This is a genomic window from Streptomyces sp. GL_141 (assembly GCF_057834385.1).
The window spans coordinates 172,921-197,506 of the sequence record NZ_CM174402.1 but is presented as its reverse complement, the minus strand read 5'-3'; the positions used below and the strand labels follow the sequence as shown (position 1 = coordinate 197,506).

Sequence of the window (24,586 nt, the reverse complement as noted above, 5' to 3'; positions counted from 1 at the left end):
GTCAGAGCACCTTGCTGAGGAACTCCCGGGTGCGCGGGTGCGCGGGGTGGTCCAGCACCTGTGCGGGCGGGCCCTGTTCGACGATGCGGCCCTCGTGGAGGAAGACGACCTCGTCGGCGACCTCGCGGGCGAAGCCGATCTCGTGGGTCACGATCACGAGGGTGGTGCCCCCGGTGGCCAGGTCCTTGATCACCGAGAGCACCTCGCCGACCAGCTCGGGGTCGAGCGCAGAGGTGGGCTCGTCGAAGAGGATGACCCCCGGCCGCAGCGCGAGCGCCCGGGCGATGGCCACCCGCTGCTGCTGCCCGCCGGACAGCTGCCGCGGGTAGGCGCCGCCGCGGTCCCCGAGCCCGACGCGGCGCAGCAGGTCCTGCGCCAGCGCCTGGGCCTGCGGCCGGGACAGCCTGCCGGTGGCCACCGGGGCGGCGGCGACGTTGTCCAGCACGGTGAGGTGCGGGAAGAGGTTGAAGTTCTGGAAGACGAAGCCGATCCGGCCGCGCTGGGCGAGGATCGCCCGTTCCTTCAGCTCCTTGAGCCGGCCCCCGTGCCGCTGGACGCCGATCAGTTCGCCGCCGATGCCGACGTGGCCGGCCTCGGGCTTCTCCAAGTGGTTCAGGACCCGCAGCAGGGTCGACTTGCCGGATCCGGAGCGCCCCAGGATCACGGTGACCGTGCCGGGCGCGACGGTCAGGCTGACCCCGTCGAGGACCCGGCGGCCGCCGAACCACTTGTGGACGTCGTGCACCTCGATGGCGGCCGGCCGCGCGGTGGTGGCGGTGACGGTGCCCGCGATCCCGGTGCCCGCGTTCCCGGTACTCGCGTTCCCGGTCATCGGGCCGCCTCCTTCCGGTAGCGGATCCCCAGGTCGCGCAGGCCCGCCCGGGCCCGCTGGAGGGGAGTGGGCGCGGGGGTGCGCAGAGCTCCGCGGGCGTAGTGCCGCTCGACGTAGTACTGCACCACGGAGACCAGACTGGTCAGGATCACGTACCAGACGGTCGCCACGAGCAGCAGCGGCACCACGTCGCCGGGATAGGTGCTCGCCAGGCTCTGCACCGAGCCGAACAGGTCGAGCAGCGACACGTAGAAGACCAGTGACGTGGCTTTGAGCAGGCCGATCAGCTGGTTGACGTAGGAGGGCACGATCGAGCGCAGCGCCTGCGGGAAGACGATCCTGGCGAACTGGTAGCGCTTGGGCAGTCCCAGGGCCGCGGCCGCCTCGTGCTGGCCCTGGTCCACGGAGAGCACGCCGGCCCGGACGATCTCGGCAGCGTACGCGGCCTCGCTCAGGCTCAGTCCGACCACCGCGACCGCCATGTCGGTGGCGAGCCGCGACTCGTCGAAGGTGAGGAAGGCGGGGCCGAACGGGATGCCGATGCTGAGGGTGGGGTACAGGGCGCTGAGGTTGTAGAGGAAGAGCAGGACGACGATCAGCGGCACGGACCGCAGGAGCCAGATGTACGTCCAGCTCACCGACCGCAGCACCGGGCTGCCCGAGAGCCGTCCGAGGGCCAGCAGGATGCCGCCGGCCAGGCCGAGGACCGCACTGTACGCGGCCACCTGGAGGGTGATGAGCAGCCCGTCCAGGACCACCGGGCGGGCGAACCAGTACGCGAACCGGTCCCATTGGTAGAAGGGATTGGTGATCAGCCCGTGGGCGGCCTGCGAGACCAGCACCAGGACGGCGATGGCGGCGACCCACCGCCCGGGCCGGCGCAGCGGGAGGACCCGCTCGGCCGGCCCGGGCGGCCCGGAAGGGCCGGCGGGCGCGGAGAGGAGCAGTGATTCGGTCAAGGACACTCCACGGCTTCGCATAGGCGCAGAATCGAAAAGCAGCCGCCGAACAAGGACAGGAGAGGCCGCCGATATCTCTTTATCTGCGGCGTAAGCTAGGCAGCCCGGAGAAGGCGTGTCAACGGCCTGGATATCGGAATGCGCGAAACCGTGTTCCGATTTCATCCGCCGTACACACAACGCCTGTTCGTGAAATGAAACTCAGCGGCCGCCGGGTGCGGTCACCGCCTTCAGACGGCCGCGCAGGCCGGCCAGCCGGACGCGCAGCAGCCGCAGCGGTGTGGGCGGAAGGCCCCGCGAGCTGCCGCGCGCGTAGTGCCGCTCGACGTAGTACTGGCCCGCGCTCAGCACAGTGGTGACGGCGACGTACCAGAGGGTGGCCACCATCAGCAGCGGGATGACCTGGTAGTTCTGGTTGTAGACCAACTGCACCGCATACAACAGGTCGTGCACGGCCAGCACGCTGACGATGCTGGTGCCCTTGAGGGTGCCGATGAGCATGTTCCCGGCGGTGGGCACGATCGAGCGCATCGCCTGCGGAACCACGATCCGGTACAGCGTGCGGCGCCTGCTCAGCCCGAGTGCCTGCGCGGCCTCGGTCTGGCCGGGGTCCACGGAGAGGATGCCGCCGCGGACCACTTCGGCGGCGTACGCGGTCTCGTGCAGGGTCAGGCCGATGACGGCGGTGAGGGTCGGGCCGAGCAGGTTCACCGTGGAGACGGTGAAGAGCTGGGGGCCGTAGGGGATGCCCAGGCCGAGCGTCGGGTACAGGGCGCCGATGTTGAACCAGAACAGCAGCTGGACCAGCAGCGGTGTGGACCGGAAGATCCACACGTAGCCCCAGCTCAGGGTGCGCAGCACAGGGTTGGCCGACAGCCGCATCACGGCGAGGACGGTGCCGAACAGGAAGCCCAGCACCATCACCACGCCGGTCAGCCAGAGGGTCAGCAGCAGCCCGTCGAGCACGGCAGAGGTGGTGAAGTACCGGCCGACCAGGCCCCATTGGAAGGCGTCGTTGCGGACGACGGAGGCCAGCACCATCGCGAAGACCAGCAGCGCGGCGGCGGCGGACACCTGACGGCCGAGGCGCCGGCGCGGCACGATCGGCGGCGGTTCCGTACCGGGGGTGGTCGCGTCGGGCGCATCGAGTGCTCGGGACGGGCGGGAGACATCGGAAGCCGTGGTCATGGAGGTGCTCCGGGGGTGGGAGGGATCGCGGGCGGCAACGACGGCCCGGCGGTGGGGCGGGCACGCCCGGGCCCGGCGGACGGTGGTGCGGTCGTCACGCTCGCCGTGTCCCTCAACACGGCCGGACCGGCTCCCTGCACGGCATGGCCGGTCCGCCGCCGATCGTATGCGGCCACGGCAAGGCCGTGTCAACGGTGCCCCGTCCGGCGGGGGCCGGGAGCGTCCGGCATCCGGGCCGATGCTTGACGAAGAGCTGCCCGTACTGTTCAAGTAGTCGCATGAACGCCCATCAGCGCCTGGTCTCGCGCGACTACATCGACTTCGGTCGGGTGTGGTCCGCGGCCTGTTGTGCCTGACGCGGCAGCGGGCTGCCTGATCGGCCCTTCCCTCCCTCGGTGACCCCGTCGTGGGCCGAGCCCTGCCCTAAGGCCTGTCGTCAATCTCCCGTCTGCCCCGCGGCCGCCCTTCGGGCGACGACGGGAGTTTGACGACAGGCCCCAACGCCACCGCCGTGCCGTCGTGACCGCCCCCGGGCCCTCGCGCCGTCACGCCCGCGGACGTGCGCTGCCGCCGCACCGAACCCCCGACGCCCCGCGTCGTCACGCCCGCACCTCACGCCTGCACGCCACGCCCCTTCCTCCGCGACCGCACACCTTCCGCGGCTGACGGAGTCTCATACACCTCTGCATCGCGGGCGGTTCACCCTGCCCCGGTGCGTTCCGCCGCACCTTCCGAAAGGCCACACCCATGCCCGTGGAGTTCCTCGGCATAGCCGCCACCAACGACGGCTCCGAAACCACCGCACGATCCGGCGCCGCCTTCGACAAGGAGTACACGCTCCGGCTCGCCAGGGCGCACGAGGAACACGGTTGGGACCGGGTGCTGTTCGCCTACGGCTCCGGCAGCCCGGACCCGGCGCCGGCCGCCGCGTACATCGCGAGCCGGCTGGACCGCCTGCAGATCCTGCTGGCCCACCGGCCCAACGTCTCGTACCCCACCTTCGCCGCGAAGACCTTCGCGACCCTCGACCAGATCAGCGGCGGCCGGCTGGCCGTGCACTTCATCACCGGCGGCAACGACCACGAGCAGGGCCGCGAGGGCGACGTCCTCGGCAAGGACGAGCGCTACGCCCGCACCCGCGAGTACATCCGCATCGTCAAGAAGATCTGGACCACCCACGAGGCCTTCGACCACGAGGGGGAGCACTACCGCTTCCACGACTTCGTCAGCGACGTGTTCCCCGTCCAGCAGCCGCGCCCGAACGTCTCGTTCGGCGGATCCTCGCCCGCCGCCTACGCGGCCGGCGGCGCGGAGGCGGACGTCTACTGCCTGTGGGGCGAGCCCCTGGAGCAGACGGCCCAGCAGATCGAGGCCGTACGGGCCGCGGCGCGGGCCGCTGGCCGCACCGCGGCGCCCCGCATCCAGGTCGCCTTCCGGCCGATCATCGCCCCGAGCGAGGAGCTGGCCTGGGAGAAGGCCCACCGCACGGTCGGCGCCATCAGGGAGCGCAGGCGGGCGGGAACCGTACAGCGCCACCGCAACGGGGTGTCGGAGGCCGCTGCGCCCCAGAACACCGGATCGCAGCGCCTGATCGCCATCGCCGAGGCGGGGGAGCGCTACGACCGGGCGCTGTGGACCCCGACCGCCGCCGCCACCGGGGGCGCGGGCAACTCCAACGCCCTGGTCGGCACCCCGGAGACGGTGGCCCAGGCACTGCTGGACTACTACGACCTCGGCGTGGACATCCTGTCGGCCCGCGGCTACGACCTGCTCGGCGACGCCGTCGACTTCGGCCGGTACGTGATCCCGCTCGTCCGCGAGGAGGTCGCGAAGCGGGACGCGGCCCGGGAAGCCGCCGGGGGAGCCGCCCGGGAAGCCGCCTCCGGGGAAGGCGCCGGCCGGGACGCCGTCCACGGTGCCCCGACCGAGACCGGCTCCCCCCGCCGGCCCCTGACGGCGGTGCGCGGATGAGCCGCCCCGGGCTGGAGAGGAGAGGGGCCGGGCTCCGCAGACGCCTGCGGACCGGGCTCGTACTCCTGCCCCTCCCCCTGCTGGTCGCCCTGACGGCCTGCGGCTCCGGCGAGGAATCCCCTCCGGTGGCCGGCGCCCTCGCCTCGCCCGTGCCGGCCGACGATCCGGTCGCCGGGGTGCGGGCGGCGGAGCCGATCGCCGCCCTGCTCCCCGCCGAGGTCCGCAAGGCGGGCAGCCTGCGACTCGGCGGCTCCGTCGGATCCCCTCCGTCGGCGTACTACCCCGACGGCCAGGACAAGCCGCCCGCAGGCCAGGACATCGACATCGCCGCCGCGGTCGCCAAGGTCCTCGGCCTGAAGCTGGAGCGACAGGACGCCTCCTTCGAGACGATCCTCCCCGCCCTCGGCAGCGGCAAGTACGACGTCGGCACGGGCAACTTCGGCGTCACCACCGAACGCCTGAAGTCCGTCGACTTCGTCACCTACATCAACGACGGCCAGGGCTTCGCGGTCAGGACGGGCAACACGGCGCTGACCGGGCAGGTCTCCGACCTCACCCGGCTGTGCGGACTGACCATCGGCACCGGCGCCGGCACGACCTTCGAGAAGACCCTGACCGCGCAGAAGGAGGTCTGCGCCGCCGCCGGGAAGAAGCCGTACGAGGTCAAGGTCTTCTCCGAGGCCGGGGCCGTCACCACGGCGCTCCAGCAGGGCCGGATCGACGTCGTCATGTCGACGATCAACGGCCTGCGCCACCAGGCCGCACAACCCGCCGCACGGACCACCTTCCTCGGCGAGTACCACCGCCTCGACGTCGGCTTCGCCTTCAAGAAGGGATCTCCGCTGACCCCCGCCTTCCAGGCCGCCGTCAACGCGCTGATCAAGGACGGCACGTACGCGCGGATCCTGAAGAAGTGGGGCACCACGCCCTCCGCGATCGACACCTCGCAGATCAACCCGGCCGAGCACACGTGAGCAAGCCCGAGCCCGAGCCCGATCCCGATCTCGGACCGGTCATGGTCGAGGTCCGCGGCGTCCACAAGAGCTTCGGACCCCTGGAGGTGCTGCGCGGGGTCGATCTGACGGTCCGCGCCGGGGAGGTCACCGTGATCCTGGGGCCCTCCGGCTCGGGGAAGTCCACGCTCCTGCGCACCATCAACCACCTGGAGAAGGTCGACCGCGGCTGGATCAGCGTCGACGGCGAGCTCATCGGCTACCGGGGCCACCGCGGCAAGCTGCACGAACTCAAGGAGAAGGAGGTGCGCAAACAGCGCACGCACATCGGGTTCGTCTTCCAGGACTTCAACCTCTTCACCCACCTCACCGTGCTGGAGAACCTCGTCGAGGCCCCCGTCTCCGCGCTGCGCCGGCCGCGGGAGGCGGCCGGCGCGACGGCCCGCAGGCTGCTGGAGCGCGTGGGTCTGAGCGACAAGGCGGACGCCTACCCGCGCCAGCTGTCCGGCGGGCAGCAGCAGCGGGTGGCCATCGCCCGGGCGCTCGCACTCGAACCGAAGGTGCTGCTCTTCGACGAACCGACATCGGCCCTCGACCCGGAACTGGTCGGCGAGGTCCTGGACGTCATCAAGGACCTGGCCCGCACCGGAACCACCATGCTCGTCGTCACCCATGAGCTCGGCTTCGCCCGGGAGGTCGCCGACACCGTGGTGTTCATGGACGAAGGGGTCGTCGTGGAGCAGGGTGCGCCAGGAGCTGTCCTGGACCACCCGCAGCACCCCCGCACCCGGGCCTTCCTCGCCAAGGTGTGGTGAGGGGCCAGCCGATGAGCGGGCTACGCGACCGGGTCCTCCTCCTCCTTCTCCTCCTCCAGCCAGTGCGGGGTACGGAAGGCCGCGCCTCCGTACATCGGGAGGGCGATCGATTCCCCGTACCGGGCGAGCTGGTTCCAGGGCCGGTTGATCCCGGTGGAGCCGTAGCGGCGCACCCGGGTGACGGTGTCGAGGTCCAGTACGTCGACGAGCACCTCCTCGCCGGGGCCGGCCTGCTGGCGGACGGTGCCCTCGGGGTCGACGATCGCGCTGGCGCCGACCCCCGCGGGGTCCGCGGCGTTGACGTTGACCACGTAGACCTGGTTGGTCCAGGCGTTGGCGCGGGCGCAGACCAGTTCCATCTCCCGGTCCCGGGTGGGTGTCAGGGTGGGCTGGATGACGATCTCCGCTCCCAGCCAGGCGAGTTGGCGGACCGTCTCGGGGAAGGAGCCGTCGTAGCAGATGGCCAGGCCCGCCCGCCCGATGCCGGGGAGGTCGAACACGGTGAACTCGTGGCCGGGCCGGGCCTTTTCGTACGGCTGCCAGGGGAAGACCTTGCGGTAGCGGGCGACGATCTCGCCCTCGGGCGAGACGGCGATGGCCGTGTTGTAGACGTGGCCGTCGTCCGCGCGCTCGTAGAGGCTCCCCGGGACCAGCCACAGCTCGGTCTCCCGGGCGAGGGCGCAGATCCGGTCGGTGAGCGGTCCGGGGATCGTGACGGCCGCCCGCTCCATCCAGTCGTCGGGCGCGGGGCGCAGCAGCGGGCCCTCGGCGGCGAGCAGGAGTTCGGGGGCGACGACGAGCTGGACGTGGGGGAAGAGCGCGTGCGTGGCGCGGACCTGGTCGCTGAAACGCTGCCAGCTCGCTTCGAGGTCGTGGGCCACGGGCGTGGTCTGGAGGGCGGCGATGGCGAGAGTGCGCATGGGTGTGGTCAGTCCTCGGTGATGGTGAGCGCGACGACCGACGTACGGCCTTCGCGGAAGAAGCGGCGGAAACGGGCGCGGGCGATCAGCAGGGCCAGGGCGCCCGCGGCGATGGTTCCGGCGCCGAGCAGGAAGACCCCGCCGACGCCGTGGAAGGAGGTGCTGCCGTAAGCGGGGTCGTACATGTCGTAGGCGCTGCGGGCGAAGGCCGCCAGCATCAGCAGGCCGCCCAGTAGGGGCAGGACTCCGCGCAGCAGGAGGTCGCGGGGGGAGTCGCGGAGCCGCTTGCGGAAGTACCAGACGCAGGTCAGGGCCGTGGTGCCGTAGTAGCAGGCGATGAGCAGCCCGATGCAGAGGATGGCGTCGCCGAGGAAGTCGCCGGAGACGAGCGTGAACAGGACGAGCAGGCAGGCCGCCGCCGTGCCGACGAGGAGGGTTCCGAAGGAGGGGGTGCGGTGGCGCGGGTGGATGCGGGCCAGGGCCGGCGGCAGGGCTCCGTGGGAGGACATGGACAGGGTGCTGCGCGAGCTGCCGACGAGACAGGTGAGCAGCGCGGAGACGGCCGAGACGCAGACGGCCAGCTGCATGGCCTTGGCGAGGGCCGTGCCGAGTACCGGCGGGGCGAGGGTGCTCAGCACGTCCGCGGCGTTCTCGGGGTTGCCCAGGCCGATGCCGTCGGTTCCGGTGCCGGCGAAGGAGATCGCCGCGAAGGCGGTGAACAGGTAGGTCCCCAGCAGCACCACGGTGGAGAGGACGGCGGCCTGACCGGAGACGCGCTCGCCGTCGCGGGTCTCCTCGTTCGCGGTGATCAGGGCGTCCCAGCCCCAGTAGATGAACAGGCAGAGCAGGACCGCCTCGGTGAGGGATCCGAGGTCGGCGAAGGCGAAGGGGTTCAGCCAGGCGAGCGAGGGAGCGGCGGCGCCCGTGCGGCCGAAGGCGGTCACGCCGAAGCCGAGCAGGGCGAGGAGTTGCAGGCCCAGCAGCACGTACTGGACGGAGGCCGCGAGCTGCAGGCCCCGGTAGGCGATCGCGGTGACGGCGGCCAGCAGCAGGACGGCGGTGACCGTCACGGCGGCGGAACTGTCGGCGAGGGCGTGCAGGCCGAGGAAGTGCAGCAGGTAGTCCGCGCCGACCTGGGAGAGGGCCGTCATCGCGATGAGCGTGGCGCACAGGGGCACCCAGCCCCCGGTCAGCCAGCCGGTCCGCGGCCCGAAGGTGCGGGTGGTCCACACGAAGGTGGTCCCGCAGTCGGGCATCTCCCGGTTGAGCTCGCGGAAGGCGAAGGCGGTGAGGAGGACCGGTACGAAGCCGAGCAGCAGGGCGGCCGGGGCCAGCTCGCCGACGGTCAGCGTCACGAAGCCGAGGGTGACGGCGATGCTGTAGGCCGGTGCCACGGACGAGAGCCCGAGGGTGACGGAGGCGAGCAGGCCCACGGAGCCGCCGCGCAGCCCCTTGCCGGCGGGCGCGGGCGCCGGCCCGGTTCTGGCCCCGGTGTCGGTCGGGTTGGTCATGATGCCTCCTGGAGGCCGCAGGTGTGGTGCGCAGAGCGTGAGACGAGACGCTGCGTTAAACGCAGATTTAAGACCTGGCCTCCTGGACCGTCAATGGTGTGAGCGATATTGTTAAACAGAGATTTAGATGATCAACGTCTGGAGGGCATGGCGTGGCAGCCAGGAAGGGGTCCGGCAAGGAGAGCCGCCGGGCCGAGCTGGGCAAGGCGGTGGAGCGCGCCGTGCTGGTGCGCGGACTGGAGGGCCTGCGGCTGCGCGACGTAGCCGACCAGGCCGGGGTCACCCCCGCCGCGGTGCTCTACTACGGCGATCTGGACGCCCTCGTCCACGCCACGTACCAGCAGGCCATCGAGCGCTACAGCCAGGAGCGCGAGGAGGCCGCGGACCGCTTCGACGACGCCCGCGGCAAACTGCGGGCCTGCATCGACCACGGTGTCGCCGGCGGCCCCGACGACGCGCTGACCCGGCTGCTCTTCGAGTACTGGCCGCGCTGCCTGCGCGACGCCCGGGCGGCGGCTCTCGACAGTGCTCTGACGGAGCGCCAGATCGCGGTGTACTCCGGCATCCTGGTCCTCGGCCAGGCCCAGGGGCACTTCGTGCTCCAGGATCCGCCCCGGCTGCTCGCCGCGAACTTCGTGGCCATGGAGGACGGTTACCAGATGGAGGTGCTCGCGGGCCGGCGTACGCGCACCGAGGTGATCGCCGCCCTGCGCTCCTACGCGCGGGCCGTCACGGGCCATGAGCTGACCGGCACCGAGCCGGGCGACCAGGAGCCGGGCGACCAGGGGCCGGCCGACCAGGAGCCGGGCGGCCGGGAGCAGGCCGGACAGGAGCGGTCCGACCCCTCCTGACCGCGGCCCGGACCCACCCGGACACGCCCGGACGCGCACCGCCGGCCCGCCTCGTCACGAGGCGGGCCGGCGGCCGTCATGCGTGCGCGGCGTCCCGTGGGCGGCGACACCGGTGCGGGGTCAGGGGCAGGTGGCCAGGAGGACGGAGACGACCGTGCAGCTGGCGGTGGCGCTGTCGTTGAGCGGATTGGGATCGGTCGGCGCGGACGCCGTACGGGTGGCGGAGACCGAGACGCGCCCCAGCGAGAGCAGGCCCAGCGGTACCCGGAAGGTCTTGGTGGCGGAGGCGCCGTTGGCGAGGGGCCCGTAGGCGCAGGTCACCGTGGACCCGGCGGCCGTGCATCCGGGGGACAGGGTGTTGGCGGACGCGCCCGCCGGCAGGCTCGCGGTGAGCGTCGCCGAAGTGACCGTACCGGGACCGGTGTTCCGGGCGGTCAGGGTGTAGGTGAGGTAGGGGACCAGCAGGCTGAAGCCCGGCTGTGCGGTCAGGTCCACGTCGATGTCGGCGGGCGGGAGCTGGTACGTGTACCGGCCCGCGGCGCTCACGGCGCTGGTGCCGCCGGGCGTGGTGACCTGGACGTCCACGGGGCCCGCGGCGTGGGCGGGCGCGGTCGCGGTGCAGGCCGTGGGGGTGCAGGAGAGACCGGTGCCCGGGTTGCCGGGACCGAAGGCGATCGCAGTGGCGCCGTCCAGGCCGGTGCCGCCGACGGTGACGACCGTACCGCCGTCCGTCGTGCCGGTGGAGGGGCTGAGCGAGGTCACCACGGGAACCGGGACGTAGGTGTAGCGGCCGGCGGGCGTCACCGCGCTGGCACCGCCGGGTGTGGTGGCCCGGACGTCCACGGTGCCGGTCCCGGCCGGAGCGGTGGCGGTGCACGAGCTCGCCGTGCACGAGACGTTGGTGGCGGGGTTGTCCGCGCCGAAGGTGAGGGCGGCGCCCGTCAGGTTGGTGCCGGTGACCGTCACGGCCGTACCGCCGGCCGTGGGTCCGGCGGCCGGTCCGACGGCCGTGACCGTCGGCGGGAGGGTGAAGGCGAACACGATCCGCCCGTCACCGGCGTTGGCCCCCTCGGTCAGGGTGACGGACGAGCCGGGAACCGTCCCGGAGACCAGGCTGGACCCTCCGCCACCACCTCCTCCGCCACCACCGGTGGTGCCGTATCTGCCACCGGCGCCGCCCCGGCCGCCGCCGCCGTAACCGGCTCCGCCGCGGCCGCCGGCGCCCGTCGGGCTGAACACGCCCTGGGCGGCGGAGCCGCCGGCGCCGTTGGGGAAGGCGCCCGGGGAGCCGTTCGGGCCCTCGTTGTCCGCGCCGGGCCCCCCGGTCCCCGCGGCCCCGCCGGCCGTGTCGGTGCCCGCGCCGCCACCCGTACCGCCCTGCGCGTCGGGGACCAGGCCGTTGCCGTCGGCGCCCGCCCGGCCGCTGTCACCACCGGCCGCTCCCCGGTAGGCGGGGGAGCCGATGCCCGCTCCGCCCGCCCCGCCGCCCGAACCGGCCGTCAGCAGCGGCGCGTTGGCGGCGGTGGTCACCGCGACCAGGGCGCCGCCGGATCCCGGCACGCCGAACTGCACGCTCGCCGTGCCGTTGGCACCGCGCCGGCCGACGGTCACGTTGAAGGTCTGTCCGGGCGTGGCCGGGAGGGTCGCGACGAGGTGTGCGCCCTTGCCCCCGGCGGTGCCGTCGGCGGCGTTCCCGCCCCCCGCGCCGTCCAGGGTCACCACGCCGCTGGTGACGCCGTCGGGCGCCGTGACGCTTCCGGTGCCACCCGCCGAGCAGGTGATCGTGGTCGTGGCCCCCACCAGGACCGGGGCGGCGCAGACCCCCTCCGCCGATGCCGGGGGCGCCAGAACCGTCAGGCCGCCCGCGGCCAGTGCCGAGGACGCGGCCACCGCCAGCAGCCGGCGCCGCCACCGGGCGCTCGGACCATGTAACACAGCAGTCGAAGACATCGCGTCTCCCCCTCTCGCCTCCGCCCGGCAGCGGCCGGAGTCGCATACTCCCGGGAAGCCGCGGCCGGACGCTCCCGTTCGACGGACCGGAGCGCAGCTTCCTCCGGCGGTGCCGCCCGTTCGCCGGTACTCCAGGGCCTGTGGGAAGGACCACGGCCCAGGGATACCGGCGGAAGCATCGCAGCGGCCGGGGCGCGGCGGGCACCAAATGCCGGATCGTCCCGCCAAACCGTTGGAAACCCCGAAATCGGCGACCGTACTCGTACGAATTTCCGAGAAGATGGGAGGTTGCGGGGGTGTCGTGGTGCGCTGCCGTCAGCCGTCAGCCGGCGGGGTCGACGAGCTGCGGGCCGTTGTTGCGGACGCTGTTGACGGCGGTGGAGACCGGCGTCACCGCGAGCCGGCCGCCGGCCGGGGTGTGGAGCAGGGCGCGGAGATCCGTCGTGTCCTCGTGGGAGGGATCGAGCCAGGCCTCGTAGTCGCCGGGGTCGAGGGCCAGCGGCATGCGGGGATGGATGCGGCCGGCCGCGTCCGTGGCCTCGGTGGTGATGATCGTGGCCGTGGTGAGCCAGGCGTCCGGATCGTCCCGGTCGGCGACGGCCGGGTCGCGCCAGAACTCGTAGAGCCCGGCCATGGCCATGACCGAGCCGGTCTCGGGCCGGATGAAGTAGGGCTGCTTATAGGCCTTGGCCGTACCGGTGGCGGGTACGGCCACCCACTCGAAGAAGCCGTCGGCGGGCAGCAGGCACCGCCGTTTGGCCAGGGCCCGCCGATAGGCGGGCTTCTCGTGGACGGTCTCCACCCGCGCGTTGATCATCCGTGATCCCACGGCAGGGTCCTTGGCCCAGGACGGCACCAGCCCCCACCGCACCGGACGCAGCTGCCGCCCGAGCTCCCCGGTGTCCCGGTCGGCGCGCTCCAGAACCGCCCACACCTCGTCGGTGGGCGCGACGTTCCACGAGGGCTCCAGAGCCCGGCCCGGATCGAGCCGGGCTTCGAAGAGGCCCGCGAGGTCCTGCGGTGCGCGGGAGGAGGCGTATCGACCACACATGCCTCCACTGTCCCACCCTTCGGGGGCGGGGCGGGGCAGAGCTCGCCGATCCGGGGCGGCGTGCCCACGGCCGATGTCGGATCCGGTCTGCCCGCTCCTGGCCGTAGACCTTTGGATCGAACCCGGGCGAAAATTCAGGGTTCCGGTCCGGTGGTTTCCCGACGTGTCGGCCAATCTCGGCCTCTACGGCGGGCTCAGGCGGCCCGGGGCCGGGTGGAGACGGTTACCCGGTCGACCCGCATCGGGTGGCCCGGTTCGGTGGCCGGGCCCGGGGTCGCGCCGTCGGCCTGGGGGAGGCCGCCGCCGATGGCCACGTTGAGGATCAGGAACAGGCCGTGGTCCACCGCCCGCTTCCAGGTGTCCGGGTCCATCAGGGAGGCGGCCACCCGGTGGTGCACGCGGCCGTCCCGGTACCAGCGCACCTCCTCGGCGCCGGGGGAGAGGTCGACCTCGACGGCGTACGTGTGGAACCCCGTACGGCAGTCCCCGCACGGCTGCGGGCCCGAGCTCAGGCCCGCCGGCTCCCGGCACGGGCCGCCTTGAAGGGTCCCGCAGTGCATGGTCGCGAAGACGCTGTCCCGGCCGTTGACCGATTCCATGATGTCGAGCTCCCCGATGCCCGGCCAGCCCGTGTACCCGTCGCGCAGCGGCGCCCCGAGGGTCCAGAACGCCGGCCAGTAGCCGGCCGCCTTGGCGCCGGTCACCTCGGGCAGGGCGATCGCCGCCTCGATCCGCAGGATCCCGCCGGCCGGGGCCGCGAAGTCGGAGCGCCGGGTCTCGATGCGGCCCGAGCTCCACGCGCCGTCCACGCGGGTGGGGACGATCTCCAGCGCGCCCTTGCCGTCGAGACGGACGTTGTCGGTCGAGTCGGTCATCGTCTCGATCTCACCCGTGCCCCACTGGGGAGCGGGGCAGCCCGGATAGCAAGTCCCGGTGTCGTGCAGCCAGTTCGCAGAGGAGGGAGGGCTGCCCGCGGGACCCTCGAACTCCTCCCGGAACACCTCGGTCCAGCCCGCGGGCCCCGCCTCCCCTGAGGTGGCCCCGGCCCGGCCCACGGCCGGCAGTGCTCCGGAATCCGTGAGCAGCCGTTCCAGCCGGCGGGTCAGGACGACGACCGCCACGTTGGTCAGGTGGGCGTCGTCCCGGTACAGCAGGATGCGGTCCAGTACGGCCGGGCAGGTCGGCCCGTCGCCCGGGCACAGGACCGGGTTCACGCTCACGGCGCGTACGCCGGGCAGGGCGCCGGCGGCGATCCGCCGGGCCAGTGGATCGGGCTGATGGGCGTTCGTACGGCTGAACGCGCAGGCCGCGGGCTCCTCGGGGCTGCCGGAGACGCACGCGGGAACGTCCGTGCCCGGTACGGGGGTGTCCTCGATGTAGACGATCGGCGCACCGATCGCCCGCAAGGGTTCGAGGGTCTTCTCCCAGGCCTCGGCGAGGAGTCCGGAATCGGCGGTGTAGCGGTTGAGCGAGGAGATCACGATGAGCCGGGGCTTCGGCTGCTGCCGCAGCCGCTCCAGGGTGTCGGCGCGCCACGTGTCGCACTCCCGGTAGGCGCGGCCGAGCTGGGGACTGTCCACCTCGAGCTGCGCCAGGGGGCAGCCCTGCTTCACCAACTCCTGGAGGGCCCAGCCCCGTTGCGAGGCCATGGCCAGCATCGCGGAGAACCACTGGCCCGCGTGTGAATCGCCGAGCAGCACGATCCGGTCCGGGCTGTCCACCGCGCCGAACAGGCAGTCCGGGCTGCGGGTCACGGCCGGGGCCACCTCGCAGGCCCCGTCCGGCGGGAAGTCCTTGCGCGCCTGCGCGGGGCCGGGCACGACCGGGCCCGCCTCCAGCGGCGCGGAGCCCGTACGGGCGAGCAGGTGCGGCCCGGAGTCGGCGCCGGGGGGCAGTCCGGCCAGCCGGACCGGCGTTGCCGGACCCAGCAGGTTCAGCGTCGTGGTGCCCACCACCAGGGCGAGCACCACCGGCAGGACCACGGCCGTGATGCCCACCGACAGCCCGCGGCGCGGGAATTCGGAGACCGTGCGGCTGCGGCGCAGCGGCTGCTCCACCCAGCGCATGGTGGCGTAGGCGGGCAGTGCGGCGGCCAGGGTGAGCGCTGCCTTCACCGGCCAGTCCTGGGGGCCGAAGCGGGCCTCGGCGAGGACGAGCACCGGCCAGTGCCACAGGTACAGGGTGTAGGAGAGCCTCCCCACCGCCCGGGGAGCCCGCCCGGCGAGCAGCCGGCCGATCCCGTAGCTGCCCGGCGCGCTGCGCTCGCCCCGGCCGGGGATCGCGGCGAGGATGACGGCGGCCGCTCCCAGGGTCGGTACCAGGGCCGCGTAGCCGGGGTAGGGCGTGGCCGCGTCGTACGCGAGGGCGCTCCAGACGATCGCCGCGAATCCGGCCCAGCCGCACAGCAACCGCAGCGGGCGCGGGCCGCGCATGAGGTGCCAGGGCAGCAGGGCCACCAGCGCGCCGACGCCGAACTGCCAGACCCGCGAGGGCGTGGCGAGGTACGCGAGGGCGGCGGAGTGGTCCGTCCAGTGCAGGGACAGCGCGAACGAGGCGAGCACCAGCGGTACGGCGGCCAGGGCCACGGCGGCCCGCACCGCACGGCCGCGACGCACGGCCCGGGCCGCGCCGAGCACGATCAGGGCGAGCAGGGGCGCCCAGAGGAGGTAGAACTGCTCCTCGACGGCGAGGGACCAGAAGTGCAGGAGCGGGCTCTGCTCGTGCCCGGCGGCGAGGTAGTCGGTCCGCTGGGCGACGAACCGCCAGTTGGCGGCGGAGAGCGCCGCCGCGACCACGTCCTGCTCCAGGTCGGCGCGGCGCAGCGGTACGGTCAGCCAGGCCCCGGCCAGGGCCACCGCGCCGAGGACGACGGCGGCGGACGGCAGGAGCCGGCGGGCCCGCCGGGAGAAGAAGTCCAGGAGCCGGATCCGGCCGGTGGTGACGGCCTCGCGGACGAGCAGACCGGTGATGAGGTAGCCGGAGACGACGAAGAAGACGTCCACGCCGACGAAACCGCCCGCGAGCCCCGGAACCCCGGCGTGGAAGGCGAGGACCGCGAGGACGGCGACGGCGCGCAGCCCCTCGATGTCGGGCCGGAACGCGGACCGGTGCGGGCTGGGCCCGGACTCGCCGCCGGAGCGCCCCGGGGAACCGGGGGGACCGGGCGGCGGGGCGGCGTCGCGCGGGCGGTCGCGCCGCGCGGCGTGGGTCGGGGAGGACGGCGAGGGCGGTGCGGGGGAGGACGGCGAGGAGGAGGGGACGGGGGAGTGCATGGTGGTCGTGGAGCCTTTCAACTCAGCCAGGGAAGCATCGGGTTGACCCACCCGGATGCCACCAGGCCGGTGAGCAGGAGCACCGCCGAGGCGGCGAGGGTCTCGGGCCAGCGGCGCGGCAGCACGCCGGCGTGGGAGCGGAGGGCGAAGGGCCGTACGAGACTGCGCGGTCGGCCGCCGGCCGGAGCCGGTCCGGCCCCGGCCGAGGCGCCCCGGGACCTCTTCCCGGAGGCCGCCGCGGGCCGCAGCTCGGAGATCAGGTCCCGGACCAGCGGGCCGTTGATCTGGCACTGCACGAGGAAGTAGAGGAGCAGACCCCAGTTGGGCTCCCAGCCGTTGCGGGCCACGGCCAGTGCCAGTCCCGCCGCGGCCGCGCCGTTGGAGAGGACCAGCCAGACCAGGGAGACGCCCACCACCCGGCGGGCCATGCCGCCGGAACGGGCGGGGCCCCGGGTGCCGGTGGGCACCCAGTCGGCGCTGCGGCCGCGCAGCGTGTGCAGGAAGGCGGTGGCGGCGGCGACGCTCGTCAGGACGTTCGCCCGGATCACCTCCACCCGCCAGCGGGTCCTGCTGATCCGCGGGAGCAGCACGTGCCAGAGCCACAGCGGGGCGAGCAGCGGCAGGACGTGCCAGGGCCGGATGTCGTCCGGGTACCAGAACATCATCACCAGGGGCGGCAGCGGCGCCGCGAAGGTGTTCACGGCGGCGGCCAGGTAGCCGACGACGCCCTCGTAGAAGCACAGCCGCATCCGCCAGGGCGCGCCCATCCTCCGCAGGACGGGCGAGGTCAGCAGGTGGAGGTTGCCCATCGCCCACCGGTACTGCTGGTTGACGAAGGAGGTGACCTCGTCGGGCGAGGTGCCCTTGGCGACCAGCACCGGTACGTACAGGGTGCGGAACCCCTGCGCGTGCAGGGCGAGGCCCGTGTACAGGTCCTCGCTGTGGTCGAGGCGGGCGAAGCCGCCGGCCAGGTCGATGGCGGCGCGCCGGTAGACGGCGTTGCTGCCGCAGCAGATGGCGGCGTCGCTCGCGTCCCGGGACGGCTGGATCCAGCGGAAGAACCACTCCTGTGCGGAGCCCGCGGCGCGCTGAATCCAGCCCATGGTCCCGTCGGTGTCGAAGCACTGGGGGCTCTGCACGATCCCGACGGCCGGGTCGGCCAGATAGGGCACGAGATGACGCAGGAAGTCCGGCCGGGGTGCGAAGTCGGCGTCGAGGATGGCGATGAACTCGGCGCTGCTCAGGGTCAGCGCGTGATTGAGGTTCCCGGCCTTCTTCAGGTGCCCCCGATCGGGCCGTACGACGTACTCGTACCCGTACGAGGCCGCCAGCGCGGCGACTTCGGGACGGTCCGCGTCGTCCAGCACCCAAGTGGTCAGCGCACCGGGCCAGTCGACGCCCGACACCGCGCGGTAGGCGTTGTCCAGGACGGGGAGCGGCTCGCCGCAGGTCGGCAAGTAGAGGTCCACGCCGGGCAGTCGGGCGGGCTGCCAGGCGCGGACGAGCACCTCGTGCGAAGGCCGGGTCAGCCTGCGCTGGCGCAGGCTGTTCACCGAGGAGAGGACGAGGGCGACGAGGTTGAGCCCGAGGACGGCGAGGAAGGCCCACAGGGCCGGAGTGCGCAGCGCGAAGGTGAACATGGTCGCCGCGGTGAAGACGAAGGCGAGGCTCGTACTGATCAGGACCCAGCGTCGTTGCGGGCCGAAGTACCAGTAGAGCTCCTCGTCGGAAGGAGGTTGCGGAAGATGATGAAAGCTCATAAAGCCCCCCACGGCTGTTTATGCGCCCGTTTCAGATGGCCACGGCCACCATAGCGTCAGAGGTATAGACCATTTGTTTCCGCACGGCCAACAGGTGCAATCAGCCACGGGATTGGCGCATCTCAAGTGGTCCAGACCTTTGCTCCGCCCATTCGACCCGGCGTGCCGCCTCCCGCCGGGAAGATGCAGGTCACGGGGGAGTGAACAGACACCGAAGACTTGTGCGGCCGGCCACCCGGCCACCCGGCGCCCCCGAACGCGTCCGTCGACCGCTGGTCCTGACGCGGGTCCCGCGGTGGGACTTCTGGGCTTCGACCGCACCCGCGCCGCCCCAACCGGCTACGCTCTGACCGTGCTTGAGGATCCGGACAGGGGAAGTGCCGGCGATCCGCCCGAGTGGCAGGCGCCACCGCGGATGATCGGCGGACACGTCGCGGGACCGGTGGTGATCGGCCGGGCCGACGGACTCGTGGTGGTCGCCCGGCAGGTCCTGGCCTACCCGGCGGGACTCGAGATCGAGGTGGAAGCCCACGCGCGTGGCGCGGCCTCTCCCTCCGTCGCGGTCCCGCCTCCCGTCGAGTCGGTGCCCGACCCCTTCGGCTTCGCCGGGTTCGGGCAACCGGCGTTCCGTCTCCGGTTCGGTGACGGCAGGGAGGTGGCGCAGGACGATGAGGCCGGACTGCGGGACGGGCGCGGACCGGTGATGCTCGCCAGCGGGTACGAGGCCACCTGGGGCGGTCCGCAGGACGGCGAGGACGTACGGCTGACGCTGTGGACGTGGCCGCTGCCGCCCCCGGGACCGCTCACGGTCTCGTGCGCGTGGCCGGAGCGCGGGCTGCGGGACGCCGCCCTGGTCCTGGACGGGGCCGCGGTACGCGCCGCGGCCCTCCTGGCCCGGCCCTTCTGGACCGCAGGGGCGTGAGGCGCCGCCCGTGACGCGGGTGGTGCGGAGGCGCCGCCCGTGACGGGGCGGGCCCTGAGGCGCCGCCCGTCGCGCGGCCGGGGCGTGAGGGGCTCAGGCCCCCGTCGCCGTGGCCACCGTCCGGGCCGGGTCCTCGTACACCGGGTCGAGGGCGAGCAGTGCGCCGCCGCGGGCCGGAGCGGTGAAGCCGAGGGTGGACAGCAGCAGGCGGCAGCCGCCCGTGTCCGGAGCCATCACCCGCTCGGCCATCAGCCGCTCCACCCGCGGGGCCAGCCGGTCGCCGAAATAGGTGAAGTAGCCGCCGAGCACCACCGCGCGCGGGTTCAGGACGTCGGCCAGCAGCGCCAGCCCGAGGCCGAGGGCGTCGGCGATCCGGTCCAGGGCCTCCAGCGTGCGGGCGTGCCCGGCGGCCGCCCGGCCCTGGAGATCCGTCAGCCGGGCCTCCAGATCGAGGGAGGGGTCGTGGACGGGATCCTCGGGGGCGGCGGCGTGCCGCAGCAGGGCCGTGAGCCCGACCATGGTCTCCCAGCAGCCGCGGCGCCCGCAGGCGCAGAGCGCGCCGCCCGGGTCGAGCGGCATGTGGCCGATCTCCCCGGCGAACCCGGCGGCCCCGCGGTGGAGCCGGCCGCCGCTGATGATGCCGCCGCCCACGCCCGTCTCGCCGGTGACGTAGATGAGGTCGTGGATGCCGGCCGCGGAGGCCTCCGAGTACTCGGCCACGGCGCCGAGTTTCGCGTCGTTCTCCAGGCGCAGCGGGGGCGCCCCGCGCCCCAGACGGGCGCGGATCCCGCTGACCGCCTGGACGTCGTGCCAGCCGATGTTCGCGGCGTAGACGACGGTGCCCGCGGCGATGTCGACGACTCCGGGCGCGGCGACCGTGACCCCGGCCGTGGCGATGCCGGCGGTGTCGAGGACGGCGAGGGTCTCGCGGACCAGCCCGGCGGCGCAGTCCAGAACGGCCTCGGGCCCGGCGCCGCGGACGTCCATGGCGACCCGTCGCTCGAAGACGGTGTCCCCGCCCAGGGTCAGGGCGACGGCGGCCAGGTAGTCGACGTTGATCTCCAGGCCGATCCCGCACAGCGCGCGGCCGTCGATCCGTACGCTCTGGCCGGGACGGCCGACCGAGCCGTCGCGCTCGGCGTCCCCCTCGCGGAGCAGGCCGAGTTCGATGAGCTCGGTGACCAGGCCGGTGACCGTGGGCCTCGGCAGCCCCGCGTCATCGGCGATCCGTGCGCGTGAGCGCGGTCCGGCGTCGCGCAGGAGGCGCAGCACGAGGCCGAGGTTGGCCCGGCGGATGGAGGCCCTCCCGGCGGGCCGCGCCGGGCCGTTGACCGCGCCGGGTCCGATGCCGGCAACGCCCCGCCCGCCCTCGTCGCCGCCGCGCTGCATGCTTCGCGGATCAGTCCTCACCGGTGCTCCTCACTGCCGTCCCCGAGAGTCTGCCACCCGTGGGCACCGGTCCCGCCTCCCCGTCAGGGAGCGGCGTTCGGGAGCGGATGCGGCACGCGGGGTTGACGGGACCCTCATTAATTCCGATCCTAACCAAACTAATTGCTCGACGGCGAGTCGCGACGGTGAGTCCCGACGCCGATCTCGGCCGCGACCCGACGGTGAGGAGGCGACGGCGTGCGTGCCCGCTACCACCTGCGGTTCCAGATCCATCCGTACGAAGGCACGGACGCCGTCGCGGCCACGGCGGCCGAACTGGCCAAGACCTGCACCGACGCGGGCGTGGCGGAAGTGGTGCTGCTCCTCGGCGCCGGCCTGGACGTGAGCCTCAACCCCTGGGTGACCACCGGCCACGCCGACCGCGGCCGCACCGACATCCACGGCTTCGCACCGATGGTGTCCCCGACCGGGAAGGTCTCCGCGGCCCAGGCCTCCTTCGCCTGCCCGCGCTGGCGCGCCTGGCTGACCGGGCACTACGGGCGCTTCGCCGAACTGGGCTTCCGCGTGCTGTGGCTGGAGGGCGACTTCCGCTACCACAACCATGCCCCGCTGGACTGGGGCGGCGGCTTCGAACCTCTCATGCTGGACCGGCTGGCCGTCCTGGCCGTCCTGGCCGGACGCCCGGTCCCACGACCGGAACTCGTCGCCGCACTCACCGCCCCCGCCCCCCCCGCACCCGCTGCGCGCCCTGTGGCAGCAGGTCTGGCGGACCGCGCAGCAGGAGGTGGCCGCGCAGGTGGCCGCCGAGGTGCACCGGCGCTCGGGCGGCCGCTCCCGTACCGGACTGATGAGCTCGGGCCTGGACGCCGCCTCCGTGGAGGGACGGGACTGGGGAGCGCTCTTCGGGGCCCTGGCCCCCGGGGGCCGCGCCGTGCACCGCCCGCACTTCGCCCCGTACGCGGACGCACCCGGCCGCGCGCTCGCCCGGCAGGTGTGGATGCCGGAACTGCGGCGCTCGCTGCGGCCGGAGTGCGTGGACAGCGAGCCCGAGATCGAGAACTGGCCGCACACCGCCTGGTCCACATCCGATGTGCAGACCTGGTCGGAGATGATCGCCGCCCAGCTCTCCGGGGCGGACGCCCTCCTGCTCAACCTCCACCCCCTGCACGGAGCGAGCCCCGGCCGCCCCCCCGGATCGCCGAACTGCTGCGCCGCGCCCGGCCCGCGCTGGACCTCGTCCGACGGCAGCACCCGCGCGGGCAGCGCACCCTCGGCGTCGGCCTGCCCTTCGCCCAGGACGCCGCCGCCCACGTACGGGCGCACGGCGCGGACCTGACCGAGCCGGCCGTCGACCCGGGCCTGGCAGCCGAGTTCCTGCTCCGCTACGGAGTACCCGTGACGGCCGAACCGGCCCCGGTCCAGGCCCTGTTCGGCCCGTCTGCCTGGGCCTTCGACGATCCGGCCGTACGGGCCCTGCTGGCCGGAGGCCTGCTGCTCGACGGGACCGCCGCGGCGATCCTGCACCGGCGCGGCTTCGGCCCCCTCATCGGGCTGGCCGAGGTCACGGTGGTGGGCCGGGAAGCCCCTCCCACCGCCGGCGGGCCCGGCCCGTACGCCACCGAGCACCTGTGCGCCGCGGCGGGCGAGGACCTCGCGGGCCTCCTCCTCAGCGTCAACACCCAACCCGCCCGGGCCCGGCTCCGGGAGGCACCCGGGGCACAGCGGTGGAGCGAGGTCCGCACCCCGGACGGCCGCGCCTGGGGGGCGGGCCGCACCGCCTTCACCAACCCCCTCGGCGGACGCGTCGCCGTACTCGCCGCGACCGAGCCCCACACGCTTCCGGCCGACGACCACGCGCAGCGGCTGCTGCACCGCACGGTCCGCTTCCTGGAGGGGGGCGGACGCCCGCCTGCCCCTGATCGGCGGCGGCCCGTACCTGATCCCGCACCTCTCGTACGCGGACGGCGCCACCACCCTGACCGTGGCCAACGGCTGCCAGGACCCCGCCCGGCCCGTGGTCGACCTGCCGCTGCTCCCGACGGTCCCGTGGCCGCCACGATCCTGGCCCCGCTCGCCGAACCCCGCCCGGCGGACACCGCCGGGCACGGGCACTCCCTGGGGCCCGAAGCCGAACTGCCCCACCGGGGCTGGGTCGTCCTGCGCTGGTGAAGCACCCCGACCACCGCGAGGAACCACCCGCAAGGACCCCGTACCGGACCCACCACCAGGGAGTCCCATGAGACCGCTCCGCGCCGCGTCCCTCCTCTGCGCCGCCGTCCTGGGCCTCGGCACCACGCTGGGGACCGGTATCGCGCCGGCCACCGCAGCCGGGACCGTCACCATCGCCTCACCCGCCCTCGCGGTCCAGGTCGACACCGCCTTCCCCCGCGTCGTCCAGTACACCGACCGGGCCACCGGCGCCGTCCTGCACGGCAACGAGGACCCCCTCACCCAGGTGAACCTCAACGGCTCCGCGCAGCCCCCGACCGTGACCAGCAGCGTCGCCGCCGACCACGTCGACCACACGATGGCCTTCGCCAGCGGAGACACGGTCAAGGCCACCCTGTCCGTCAGCGGCAGCACCCTCACCTTCGCCGTCACCTCGATCGCCGACAGCGCCGTACCCGTCACCTCGCTGTCGATCCCGCAGCACAACCTGGTCTCGGTGCGCAGCGTCCAGCCCGGAGCCGCCGTCTAGACCACCCGGATGAACACCAACACCAGCGGCACCGGGGACACCTTCATCCCGCTCACCTCCGGCACGACCGCGGACGCCGCCCCGCGGGGCGCCATGTACGCGATCCTCAACACCGGTTCCCTCGCCGCGTCGATCGCCACGAACTCGTACCACGACAGCCCGTCCGGCCAGAACGCGGCGGACAGCGGCCGGATCCAGAAGCAGACGGTGGCCAAGTCCGGCTACCGCAGGGCCGGTCTGTGGAGTGGCGACTGGCTGCACCGGGCCGCCGGCGCACCGGGCACCGAGCCGCTGCCGTACGCCAAGGTGGTGGTGAGCGGCGACCGCAACGCCGGCTCCACGGTGGACCGGCAGGACGGAGCCATCGCCTTCCGCTCGATCATGACCAGCCCCCAGGGCTGGCAGGAGACCCCGGACTCGACCAGTCCTGCCACCTCGACCACCGGCTGGACGGCACCAGCGGCAAGCGTCTGGCTCGCCTGCAGGAGTTCAAGGCGGTCGCCCCGGAACCTGAAGTTCCTCTACGTGGACACCTGGTACGGGGACGGCTACACCTCCCAGGCCCTGGCCCGCGAGAGCAACGGCCTCGGCTACCAGCAAGGACGGCCACCCCGTCCTGATCGGCGACAGCTACCTGCTGCCCTGGAACCAGAGCGGCGAGTCCAAGCTCTACCACTGGAGCGGTACGGGCGGCGCCTCCACCTGGAACGTGCCCGCCTCCTGGGCCCAGAACGGCACGGCCAAGCTGTACAAGCTCACCGACCAGGGCCGGGTCCTGGTCTCGGACCATCCGGTGACCGGCGGCAAGGTCACGGTGACCGCCACCGCGAAGACCCCGTACGTCGTCCACCCGTCCGCGGCGCCCGCGCAGGCGGACGCCGGATTCGACGAGGGCGGCCCGGTCCGGGACCCCGGATTCACCTCCGGTGACCTGTCGAAGTGGACGGTCACCGGGGCCGCGTCCGTCACCCGCAACGCGGTGGGCCGGTCCCAACTGACCGTCGGGCAGGGCGCCACCTCCGTGTCGCAGCAGCTCACGGGCCTGACGCCCGGTACGTACGCGGCGAGCGTGTACGTCTCCACCGTCACCGGACGCAGGGCCACCCAGCGGATGCGGGTGCTGTTCGACGTCCCGGCGGGCGAGTCCACCGCCACCCTGGCCCCGCGCGCCGACGCAGCGGCGGGAACCGCCGGCTTCGACGACGTGCGCGTGGTGCGCACGGCCCGCAGTCCGCAGGGCGGCCACACCTTCGCGGAGGACTTCGAGAACGTCGACTCCGGCTGGTACCCCTTCGTCGTCGGCCCTGCGGGCGGCAGTACGGCCTGCCCGCGCACGCACCTCGCCCAGCTCAACCAGCTGTCGGATGACGGCACCACCTGGAGGGACGCGTACTCCACCACCACGAGCGACGGGGGAACGGACGAACTGACCGGGACCCAGCGGGCCACCGGCTACGGCTACTCCCTGTGGGAGGTCGAGGCCTACTCCTGACGGCACACCACGGCGTCCCCCACCCCTCCGAAGAGGGGTGGGGGACGCCGTG

Annotated in this window: 19 protein-coding genes and 3 pseudogenes; 11 read left to right on the top strand and 11 right to left on the bottom strand. The window is 73.4% G+C overall.

Annotation, left to right across the window (positions count from 1 at the left end; all coding sequences use genetic code 11):
- Position 1: 1 nt before the first annotated feature.
- The 3 genes from AC3IX6_RS00850 to AC3IX6_RS00840 all read right to left on the bottom strand — a co-directional run bounded on the left by AC3IX6_RS00850 (position 2) and on the right by AC3IX6_RS00840 (position 2,979).
- A complete protein-coding gene (locus AC3IX6_RS00850; protein ID WP_489368223.1) occupies positions 2 to 832 on the bottom strand; it encodes an amino acid ABC transporter ATP-binding protein in 831 nt (276 codons plus the stop codon).
- Positions 829 to 1,812: an amino acid ABC transporter permease gene (locus AC3IX6_RS00845; protein ID WP_489368222.1), complete on the bottom strand. Its 984-nt coding sequence runs from the start codon at positions 1,810 to 1,812 to the stop codon at positions 829 to 831. The genes AC3IX6_RS00850 and AC3IX6_RS00845 overlap by 4 nt, the downstream gene beginning before the upstream one ends.
- A 180-nt stretch (positions 1,813 to 1,992) precedes the next feature.
- Positions 1,993 to 2,979 (bottom strand): amino acid ABC transporter permease, encoded by a 987-nt coding sequence (locus AC3IX6_RS00840; RefSeq protein WP_489368221.1) that lies wholly within the window; start codon positions 2,977 to 2,979, stop codon positions 1,993 to 1,995.
- A 747-nt stretch (positions 2,980 to 3,726) separates the two neighbouring features.
- Between AC3IX6_RS00840 and AC3IX6_RS00835 the strand changes: the two genes are divergently transcribed.
- Genes AC3IX6_RS00835 through AC3IX6_RS00825 form a run of 3 tightly spaced genes read left to right on the top strand, consistent with a single transcriptional unit; the run spans position 3,727 to position 6,718 of the window.
- Positions 3,727 to 4,950: an LLM class flavin-dependent oxidoreductase gene (locus AC3IX6_RS00835; RefSeq protein ID WP_489368220.1), complete on the top strand. Its 1,224-nt coding sequence runs from the start codon at positions 3,727 to 3,729 to the stop codon at positions 4,948 to 4,950.
- Positions 4,947 to 5,924 (top strand): ABC transporter substrate-binding protein, encoded by a 978-nt coding sequence (locus AC3IX6_RS00830; protein WP_489368219.1) that lies wholly within the window; start codon positions 4,947 to 4,949, stop codon positions 5,922 to 5,924. The genes AC3IX6_RS00835 and AC3IX6_RS00830 overlap by 4 nt, the downstream gene beginning before the upstream one ends.
- 41 nt (positions 5,925 to 5,965) lie before the next feature.
- Complete coding sequence (locus tag AC3IX6_RS00825) at positions 5,966 to 6,718, top strand: amino acid ABC transporter ATP-binding protein (RefSeq protein WP_489371701.1); 753 nt, start codon at positions 5,966 to 5,968, stop codon at positions 6,716 to 6,718.
- A gap of 20 nt (positions 6,719 to 6,738) precedes the next feature.
- On the opposite strand, the gene AC3IX6_RS00820 is transcribed toward AC3IX6_RS00825, so the two are convergent.
- Positions 6,739 to 7,638, bottom strand: a complete 900-nt coding sequence (locus AC3IX6_RS00820; RefSeq protein WP_489368218.1) for a carbon-nitrogen hydrolase family protein — start codon at positions 7,636 to 7,638, stop codon at positions 6,739 to 6,741.
- A gap of 8 nt (positions 7,639 to 7,646) precedes the next feature.
- Complete coding sequence (locus AC3IX6_RS00815) at positions 7,647 to 9,149, bottom strand: APC family permease (protein ID WP_489368217.1); 1,503 nt, start codon at positions 9,147 to 9,149, stop codon at positions 7,647 to 7,649.
- Positions 9,150 to 9,301: 152 nt separating this feature from the next.
- On the opposite strand from AC3IX6_RS00815, the gene AC3IX6_RS00810 reads away from it, so the two are divergent.
- Positions 9,302 to 10,000, top strand: a complete 699-nt coding sequence (locus AC3IX6_RS00810; protein ID WP_489368216.1) for a TetR/AcrR family transcriptional regulator — start codon at positions 9,302 to 9,304, stop codon at positions 9,998 to 10,000.
- A 120-nt stretch (positions 10,001 to 10,120) separates the two neighbouring features.
- On the opposite strand, the gene AC3IX6_RS00805 is transcribed toward AC3IX6_RS00810, so the two are convergent.
- Both AC3IX6_RS00805 and AC3IX6_RS00800 read right to left on the bottom strand, forming a co-directional pair.
- Positions 10,121 to 11,935 carry an IPT/TIG domain-containing protein gene (locus tag AC3IX6_RS00805; RefSeq protein ID WP_489368215.1) on the bottom strand — a complete coding sequence of 605 codons (1,815 nt, stop codon included), beginning with the start codon at positions 11,933 to 11,935 and terminating at the stop codon, positions 10,121 to 10,123.
- Positions 11,936 to 12,272: 337 nt separating this feature from the next.
- Positions 12,273 to 13,001 (bottom strand): SOS response-associated peptidase, encoded by a 729-nt coding sequence (locus tag AC3IX6_RS00800; RefSeq protein WP_489368214.1) that lies wholly within the window; start codon positions 12,999 to 13,001, stop codon positions 12,273 to 12,275.
- Here AC3IX6_RS00800 and AC3IX6_RS00795 point away from each other — a divergent pair.
- Positions 13,000 to 13,170: pseudogene (locus tag AC3IX6_RS00795) on the top strand (hypothetical protein); the annotation flags it as partial. The gene AC3IX6_RS00800 and the pseudogene AC3IX6_RS00795 sit on opposite strands and share 2 nt — an antisense overlap.
- Positions 13,171 to 13,195: 25 nt before the next feature.
- Here the strand turns inward: AC3IX6_RS00795 and AC3IX6_RS00790 are convergent.
- Positions 13,196 to 16,294 carry an acyltransferase family protein gene (locus tag AC3IX6_RS00790; protein ID WP_489368213.1) on the bottom strand — a complete coding sequence of 1,033 codons (3,099 nt, stop codon included), beginning with the start codon at positions 16,292 to 16,294 and terminating at the stop codon, positions 13,196 to 13,198.
- Complete coding sequence (locus tag AC3IX6_RS00785) at positions 16,291 to 18,033, bottom strand: glycosyltransferase family 2 protein (RefSeq protein ID WP_489368212.1); 1,743 nt, start codon at positions 18,031 to 18,033, stop codon at positions 16,291 to 16,293. Before AC3IX6_RS00785 ends, AC3IX6_RS00790 begins: the two co-directional genes overlap by 4 nt.
- Positions 18,034 to 18,385: 352 nt before the next feature.
- Here AC3IX6_RS00785 and AC3IX6_RS00780 point away from each other — a divergent pair, with 352 nt between their 5' ends.
- Entirely contained in the window at positions 18,386 to 18,955 is a 570-nt protein-coding gene (locus tag AC3IX6_RS00780) for a hypothetical protein (RefSeq protein ID WP_489368211.1), read from the top strand.
- Between the two features lie 93 nt (positions 18,956 to 19,048).
- Here AC3IX6_RS00780 and AC3IX6_RS00775 read toward each other — a convergent pair whose 3' ends face one another.
- Positions 19,049 to 20,365, bottom strand: a complete 1,317-nt coding sequence (locus AC3IX6_RS00775; RefSeq protein ID WP_489368210.1) for an ROK family protein — start codon at positions 20,363 to 20,365, stop codon at positions 19,049 to 19,051.
- 580 nt (positions 20,366 to 20,945) lie between these two features.
- Between AC3IX6_RS00775 and AC3IX6_RS00770 the strand changes: the two genes are divergently transcribed.
- The 3 genes and pseudogenes from AC3IX6_RS00770 to AC3IX6_RS00760 all read left to right on the top strand — a co-directional run.
- On the top strand, positions 20,946 to 21,680 hold the full coding sequence (locus tag AC3IX6_RS00770; RefSeq protein WP_489368209.1) for a hypothetical protein: 735 nt from the start codon (positions 20,946 to 20,948) through the stop codon (positions 21,678 to 21,680).
- A gap of 59 nt (positions 21,681 to 21,739) precedes the next feature.
- Entirely contained in the window at positions 21,740 to 22,513 is a 774-nt protein-coding gene (locus AC3IX6_RS00765; protein WP_489368208.1) for a hypothetical protein, read from the top strand.
- A 67-nt stretch (positions 22,514 to 22,580) separates the two neighbouring features.
- Positions 22,581 to 23,330: pseudogene (locus AC3IX6_RS00760) on the top strand (endo-alpha-N-acetylgalactosaminidase family protein); the annotation flags it as partial.
- On the opposite strand, the gene AC3IX6_RS00755 reads toward AC3IX6_RS00760, so the two are convergent.
- Positions 23,264 to 23,476, bottom strand: coding sequence for a hypothetical protein (locus AC3IX6_RS00755; protein WP_489371731.1), 213 nt, complete (start codon positions 23,474 to 23,476; stop codon positions 23,264 to 23,266). The pseudogene AC3IX6_RS00760 and the gene AC3IX6_RS00755 overlap by 67 nt on opposite strands.
- A gap of 164 nt (positions 23,477 to 23,640) precedes the next feature.
- Here AC3IX6_RS00755 and AC3IX6_RS00750 point away from each other — a divergent pair.
- Positions 23,641 to 23,802, top strand: a pseudogene (locus tag AC3IX6_RS00750) (glycoside hydrolase family 101 beta sandwich domain-containing protein); the annotation flags it as partial.
- A 33-nt stretch (positions 23,803 to 23,835) separates the two neighbouring features.
- A complete protein-coding gene (locus AC3IX6_RS00745; RefSeq protein WP_489368207.1) occupies positions 23,836 to 24,534 on the top strand; it encodes a hypothetical protein in 699 nt (232 codons plus the stop codon).
- The last annotated feature ends 52 nt before the right edge of the window (positions 24,535 to 24,586 follow it).